The following is a 6,328-nucleotide window of genomic DNA, read 5'->3' as shown; positions in this document are numbered from 1 at the left end:
GGGGGGGGGGTTGTGGGACGTCTTACTACGGGGCCGCCGGGGCCTAAGGGGGCTTTACCGCGCTAACACCCCCCTCGGCCGAGGGCTTCGTCGCGGCGACAGCGTCAACCGGCATCACCCGCGCTGTCGGGTGCCCGGCTCGCACCTCAGGGCGACTCCTCGGCGGCTCGCAGCGACAGGATCGGCCAGTCCGCCAGGTCGGTGAGCATCTGGCGGTCGTGGGTGGCCACCACCACCGCCGCCGGGGTCTCCCGCAGCGCGGCGGTCAGCTCGTCCACCAATAGCGCCGAGAGGTGGTTGGTGGGCTCGTCGAGGATCAGCAGGTCGGGCAGCTCGGCCAGCCGCAGGGCCAGGTTCAGCCGCCGCTGCTGCCCCTGCGACATCCGGCCCACCGGCGTACGCAATGCCTCCCGGTCCAGCAGGTGCGTCGCGCCCAGCGGCAGGCGGTCGCCCTCGCGGAGCCGCCCTGCGGACTGGAGCCGACCCACGTGCTGGTCGTACAGGTCGCGGGCGAGCGCGGCCGGCGGCCAGGCCGGCACCTCCTGCCCCAGGTACGCGACGCGGGCCCGCCCCAGGTGCCGGACGGCGCCGGTGGACGGCTCCAGGTTCTGGGCGAGCACCTCGAGCAGGGTCGACTTGCCGGCCCCGTTCGGCCCGGTCACCAACAGCCGCTCCCCACCGTCCAGGGTGAGCGTGACCGGCTGGTGCAGCCGCCCGGCCACCGTGACGTCGTCGCAGCGCAGCAACGGCACCCCGGCCCTGGTCCGCAGCTCGGGCCAGCGCAACCGCAGCGGCGGCTCGGGCACGGTGAGCCGATGGGCGTCGAGGTCCTCCTGACGGCGGCGCAACGCCTGCACCACGCCGGGAGCGCGGGACTGGCGCTGATGCTTGCCGTGGCCCTTCTCCGGCCGCCAACCGGTGCTGAGCCGCTGCCGCGCCTCGTTCACCGCGTCGGCCAGCCGCTGGTGTTCGGCCTGCTGGGCCTCGAAGTCGTGCAGCCAGCGTTCCCGCTCCCGCCGACGGCCCTCCTGCCAGCCGGCGTATCCACCGGCGAAGACCCGTGGGCGGCCGTCCTCGCTGGGGTCGAGGTCCAAGAACTCCTCGGCCACGTCACCGAGCAGGGCCCGGTCGTGGCTGACCAGCACCACGCCGCCCGCGTGCTGACGCAGTCGCAGGGTGAGGAAGGCCAGGCTGTCGGCGTCGAGATGGTTGGTCGGCTCGTCCAGCATCAGCAGGTCGTGTCGTGCCCCCAACAGGCAGGCCAGACGGACCCGGTAGCGCTGGCCGACCGACAGCGTCGACAGCGGGCGCTGCCGGTCCGGGCAGGCGTCCAGACCGGCCAGCGCCACGTCCACGCGGCGTTCCGCGTCCCAGGCGTCCAGCCGGGTGGCGGCGTCCAGGGCGACGGCGTACGCGGTGTCCGCGCCGGGGCGGCCCTCAGTCAGCGCCACGGCCGCCTCGTCCAGCGCCCGCACCGCCTCCTGGGACTCCCGAATCGCCGCGGCGACCAGGGTGCCGACCGTCTCGCCGCTGCGCGCCTCCAGCGCCTGCCGGGCCACGCCGATCGTGCCCGTTCGTTCCACCGTGCCCTGGTCCGGGGTGAGTTCCCCGGTCAGCACCCGGAGCAGGGTCGTCTTGCCCCGGCCGTTCTCGCCGACCACGGCAAGCCGCGAACGAGCGGAGACGGTCACGCTGACGTCGGACAGCACCACCCGTCCGCCCAGCACCACGCGTACGCCCTCGGCCCGGACATGCGCCCGGTCACCGGCCGGCAGGCCGGGGGTCGCGTCCTGGGTGGGGTTCAGTTCAAGATTGTTCACTCTGCGCTCTTCGGCTCGTCGTGGAGCCGGGCAGCGCGATCAGGCCGCCCGGCGGGAACACCAGGACGGCGAAACAGAGCGGATCTAGAAGAAGCCGGTCAACCCTGCCGCCGTCAGCGGCGGAACCAGGGCTTCATCGTGAAGGCGCGGCAATTCATGCCCCCATCCTAACCCATGCAGCACATCCTGATTGACTGAGGACATGAGCGAGATCCTGCTCGTCCGGCATGGCGAGACCACCTGGAGCGCCAGTCGCCGGCACACCTCGTACACCGACCTGGAGCTGACCCCCGACGGCGAGCGACAGGCCCGCGCGCTCGGTCCGGCGCTCGCCGGCCGGCGGTTCGTCGCGGTGCTGAGCAGCCCGCGCCGCCGGGCGCTGCTCACCGCGCAACTGGCCGGGCTGACCGTCACCAGCACCGACGAGGATCTGGCCGAGTGGAACTACGGCGAGTACGAGGGACGGACCACCGCCGAGATCCACGACGAACGGTCCAGTTGGAACGTGTGGACCGACGGGTGCCCCGGCGGGGAGTCGCCGAGCGAGGTCGGCGAACGCCTGGACCGGCTGCTCGCCACGGTGCATCCGCTGCTGGAGCGGGGTTCCGTCGCGATCGTCGGGCACGCGCACTCGCTGCGCGTGCTGGGCGCCCGGTGGATCGGCCTGCCGCCGTCGGCCGGTGGGCTGCTCCGGCTGGACACCGCCACCATGAGCGTGCTCGGTCACGAGCACGGCCGGCGGGTCATCCTCCGGTGGAACCAGCCGCCTCCCCCGCCGCCCGCGGCCGGGGGCGACTCGACGGCTCGCCACTGATCTTCGGCGGCCGCCCCTCGTACGGGGTGGAGAGCACCACCGTCGTGCGGGTGGTGACGTTCGCCGCGGTCCGGATCTCCTGGAGTACGCGTTCCAGGTCGACCGGACCGGCCACCCGCACCAGCAGCAGATAGAAGTCCTCCCCCGCCACCGAGTAGCACGAGTCGATCTCGGGCAGGTGAGCGAGCCGCACCGGGGCGTCGTCCGGCTGCGACGGGTCGAACGGCCGGATCGCCACGAACGCGGTCAACGGCAGGTCGAGCGCCTCGAACGAGACCCGCGCGGTGTAGCCCTTGACCACACCGCGCTGCTCCAGCCGGCGTACCCGCTGGTGCACCGCCGAGACGGACAGGCCCACCTTTTCCGCGAGATCCGTGTACGACTGCCGGCCGTCGGTGGTCAGCGCGGCGACGATGGCCCGGTCGATCTCCTCCACGGCGTGCAACCTACCGGGAAAGACCGGTCGGCGCGACGACGAAACCACCGGGGATCACGTGCGGTCACTCCTTGGCCAGGGCCCGGGAGATCACCAGACGCTGGATCTGGTTGGTGCCCTCCACGATCTGAAGCACCTTGGCCTCCCGCATGTAGCGCTCCACCGGGTGGTCGGCCACGTACCCGGCACCGCCGAGCACCTGCACCGCGTCGGTGGTGACCCGCATCGCCATGTCGGTGGCGAACAGCTTCGCCTTGGCCGCCTCGATCGAGTACGGCCGACCGGCGTCGCGCAGTCGGGCGGCGGCGAGCGTCAACGCCCGGGCTGCGGAGATCTGGGTGGCCAGGTCGGCGAGGGTGAAGCCGAGGCCCTGGAAGTCGATGATGGAGCGGCCGAACTGGCGACGTTCCCGCGCGTAGCCGACCGCGTAGTCCAGCGCCGCCTGGGCCAGCCCCACCGCGCAGGCGGCGATGCCCAAGCGACCGGAGTCCAGGGCGGACATGGCGATGGTGAAACCGGCTCCCTCGCCGCCGATCAGCCGGTCCGCCGGCACCCGGGCGTCGTCGAACGCGAGTTGCGCCACCGGCGACGACCGCAGTCCCATGGTGCGTTCGGCGGCCTGCGGGTGGATGCCGGGGGTGGACCGGTCGAGCAGCAGGCAGGAGATGCCCCGGGCGCCGGGTCCGCCGGTGCGGCAGAAGACGTTGTAGAAGTCGGCCACCTGGGCGTGGGTGATCCAGGCCTTGGTGCCGGTGACCACGTACGCGTCGCCGTCGCGGACCGCCTTCGTGGTCAGCGCGGCGGCGTCCGACCCACCCTGCGGTTCGGAGAGGCAGTACGCGCCGAGCAGCTCGCCGCCGATCATGTCGGGCAGTAGCTTGCGCTGGGCGTCGTCGCCGAACGTGGCGACCGGGTGGCAGGAGAGCGTGTGCACGCTGACCGCCTCGGCGACCGCCAGCCAGCGGCTCGCCAGGATCTCCAGCACCTGGAGGTAGACCTCGTACGGCTGGGCGGCGCCGCCGTACTCCTCCGGATAGGGCAGACCGAGCAGACCGGCCCGGCCCAGGGTGCGCAGCAGCTCGCGGGGGAACTCGGCACGCTGCTCGAACTCGACGGCCTTCGGGGCCAGCTCGCGGTCGGCGAGTTCGGTGGCCAACTCCAGCAGGTCGTGGGCCTCTTCGGTGGGCAGGATCCGGTCGACAGTCATAGCGCGATGAGCTCCGTGGGATGGTGTTGAGCCGTCGTACGCCGTGGCAGCTTCTGGCTCCCACCCGCCCAGCTTAACGTTCGTTCGGGTGACGGGCACGGACGGTGTGGTCGTGTCGACGAGCCGACCGGCCCGGGTCAGTCCATCAGCCACAGGCAGAACGGGTGACCGTCCGGGTCCAGGCAGACCCGTACGTCGTCCTGCGGCTGGAACTCGGCCAGCGTGGCACCGCAGGCCAACGCGTGGTCCAGGGCGGCGGCCAGGTCCTCGACCCCGATCTCCAGGTGCATCATCATCTGCTGCCGGTCCGGCTCGGCCGGCCAGGTCGGCCGCACGTACGCCCGCTCGCGCTGGAAGGACAGGCCCACGCCGCCCTCGGGCGCACGCAGGATGACGTCGTCGGCCTCCTCCACCTCGATGCTCCAGCCGAGCAGTCGCGCGTAGAAGCGGGACAGCGCGGCCGGGTCGGGCGTGTCCAGGTTGACCGTGGTCAGCGCGAGTCGGGTCGTCGTGGTCATCGCGTCCTCCTGGGTTGCGCCGTCGACGTGCCGTCCGCCGCGAACGTCGGTGGGATGTGCCAGGCTGTCGGGCGTGGCACAGCAGACCCCGATCATGCTCGTCGACGCGCCCAGTCTCTACTTCCGGGCCTACTTCGGCATCCCCGAGTCGGCCGCGCGGACCGCCGACGGCCAGCCGGTCAACGCCGTACGCGGATTCCTCGACATGCTCGCCCAACTGGTCCGCACCCGGCGACCGGGGCGGATGGTGTGCGCGATGGACCACGACTGGCGGCCGGACTGGCGGGTCGCGCTGCTGCCGTCGTACAAGGCGCACCGGGTTGCCCCCGAGGGCGGCGAGGTGGTGCCGGACACTCTCAGCCCGCAGGTGCCGATGATCCTGGACGTGCTCGACGCCCTCGGCATCACCGTGGTCGGCGCGGCCGGATACGAGGCCGACGACGTGCTGGGCACTCTCTCGGTCACCCAACCCGGGCCGGTCGAGGTGGTCTCCGGTGACCGTGACCTGTTCCAGCTCGTCGACGACGCCCGTGGGGTGCGCCTGCTCTACATCGGGCGGGGCGTGGCCAAGCTGGACGACTGCGACGACAACGCCGTCCGGTCCCGCTACGGGGTGGCCGCCGACCGGTACGCCGACTTCGCCGCGCTGCGTGGCGACCCCAGCGACGGGCTACCGGGCGTGGCCGGCGTCGGCGAGAAGACCGCCGCCCGCCTGATCGAGCGGTACGGCGACATCGCCGGCATCCTGGCCGCGCTGGACGATCCGGCCTCCGGTTTCGCGCCCGGCCTACGCACCAAGCTCGACGCCGCCCGCGACTACCTGGCGGTGGCACCGAAGGTCGTCCGGGTCGCCCTGGACGTGCCGCTGCCGTCGTTGCCCACCGAGCTGCCCGCCGCACCGGCCCAACCGGAGCGCCTGATCGAGCTGGCCGAGCGGTGGAACCTGGCCGGCTCCACCCGCCGCCTGGTCGACGCCCTCGCCAACCGCACCACGACGGGTTAGCGCTCGGCCGACGTCCTCAGCACCAACAGGTCCATGCGGGCACCCCACGGTGTCGCCGTATCGCCCACCTGCACCCAGCCCGCTCGCGCGTAGATGGTGCGGGCAGCCGAACGCGGATTCGACGCGAGCGTCGCCACCGGCTCCGGCCGGGCAGCGAGTAGTCGCCGCATCAACTCCGCACCCACGCCCCGACCGCGCTGCTCCGGGCGCACGATCCACTCCATCACCGCGAACTTGTCCACCTCGCGCACGTCGGCGGGCGGGTCCTGGCCGGCGCGACTCCACCAGCGCCCGGATCCCATCGTCCACCCGTACGCGGCACCCACCAACACACCCTGGTCGTGGGCCGTGATCAGGGTGAAGCCGGGCCGACGCGCCTCCTCGGGGAGACCCTTGCGGAATCCGGCCACTTCCTCCGGACCCTCCTCGTACGGCGGCTCCGCATAGACGATGCCGTACAGGTCGGCGAGGGTGTGAACTTGTGCAGGCGTTATCGAGGTGTGGAGGCTGTAGGTCACGGCCACGGCCCG

7 protein-coding genes are annotated in these 6,328 nt (G+C 72.5%); 2 read left to right on the top strand and 5 right to left on the bottom strand.

The features are described 5' to 3' along the window. Positions 1-146 precede the first annotated feature (146 nt). On the bottom strand, positions 147-1,820 hold the full coding sequence (locus tag ABT008_RS06645) for an ABC-F family ATP-binding cassette domain-containing protein (RefSeq protein ID WP_350694250.1): 1,674 nt from the start codon (positions 1,818-1,820) through the stop codon (positions 147-149). Positions 1,821-2,022: 202 nt separating this feature from the next. On the opposite strand from ABT008_RS06645, the gene ABT008_RS06640 reads away from it, so the two are divergent. Next, entirely contained in the window at positions 2,023-2,634 is a 612-nt protein-coding gene (locus ABT008_RS06640; RefSeq protein WP_350694248.1) for a histidine phosphatase family protein, read from the top strand. Here ABT008_RS06640 and ABT008_RS06635 read toward each other — a convergent pair. The 3 genes from ABT008_RS06635 to ABT008_RS06625 form a co-directional block, all read right to left on the bottom strand. Continuing rightward, positions 2,564-3,070 carry an Lrp/AsnC family transcriptional regulator gene (locus ABT008_RS06635; protein WP_350694246.1) on the bottom strand — a complete coding sequence of 169 codons (507 nt, stop codon included), beginning with the start codon at positions 3,068-3,070 and terminating at the stop codon, positions 2,564-2,566. The genes ABT008_RS06640 and ABT008_RS06635 overlap by 71 nt on opposite strands. A 64-nt stretch (positions 3,071-3,134) precedes the next feature. Next, positions 3,135-4,277: an acyl-CoA dehydrogenase family protein gene (locus tag ABT008_RS06630; protein WP_350694245.1), complete on the bottom strand. Its 1,143-nt coding sequence runs from the start codon at positions 4,275-4,277 to the stop codon at positions 3,135-3,137. A gap of 137 nt (positions 4,278-4,414) precedes the next feature. After that, positions 4,415-4,795, bottom strand: coding sequence for a VOC family protein (locus tag ABT008_RS06625; RefSeq protein WP_350694244.1), 381 nt, complete (start codon positions 4,793-4,795; stop codon positions 4,415-4,417). 94 nt (positions 4,796-4,889) lie between these two features. On the opposite strand from ABT008_RS06625, the gene ABT008_RS06620 reads away from it, so the two are divergent. Then, positions 4,890-5,798, top strand: coding sequence for a 5'-3' exonuclease (locus tag ABT008_RS06620; RefSeq protein WP_350694920.1), 909 nt, complete (start codon positions 4,890-4,892; stop codon positions 5,796-5,798). On the opposite strand, the gene ABT008_RS06615 is transcribed toward ABT008_RS06620, so the two are convergent. Further along, positions 5,795-6,322: a GNAT family N-acetyltransferase gene (locus tag ABT008_RS06615; RefSeq protein ID WP_350694243.1), complete on the bottom strand. Its 528-nt coding sequence runs from the start codon at positions 6,320-6,322 to the stop codon at positions 5,795-5,797. The genes ABT008_RS06620 and ABT008_RS06615 overlap by 4 nt on opposite strands. Positions 6,323-6,328 lie beyond the last annotated feature (6 nt).

Origin of the sequence: Micromonospora sp. NPDC002389, from assembly GCF_040296095.1 — a bacterium.
Taxonomy (GTDB): Bacteria; Actinomycetota; Actinomycetes; order Mycobacteriales; family Micromonosporaceae; genus Micromonospora.
The sequence above is the reverse complement of the archived record's forward strand: the minus strand, read 5'-3'. Positions and strand labels throughout refer to the sequence as shown.

Bases quoted from the DNA above. Each gene is read 5' to 3' on its own strand.
- ABT008_RS06640 (WP_350694248.1), top strand. From the start codon at position 2,023: ATGAGCGAGATCCTGCTCGTCCGGCATGGCGAGACCACCTGGAGCGCC.
- ABT008_RS06630 (WP_350694245.1), bottom strand. From the start codon at position 4,277: ATGACTGTCGACCGGATCCTGCCCACCGAAGAGGCCCACGACCTGCTG.
- ABT008_RS06625 (WP_350694244.1), bottom strand. From the start codon at position 4,795: ATGACCACGACGACCCGACTCGCGCTGACCACGGTCAACCTGGACACG.
- ABT008_RS06620 (WP_350694920.1), top strand. From the start codon at position 4,890: ATGCTCGTCGACGCGCCCAGTCTCTACTTCCGGGCCTACTTCGGCATC.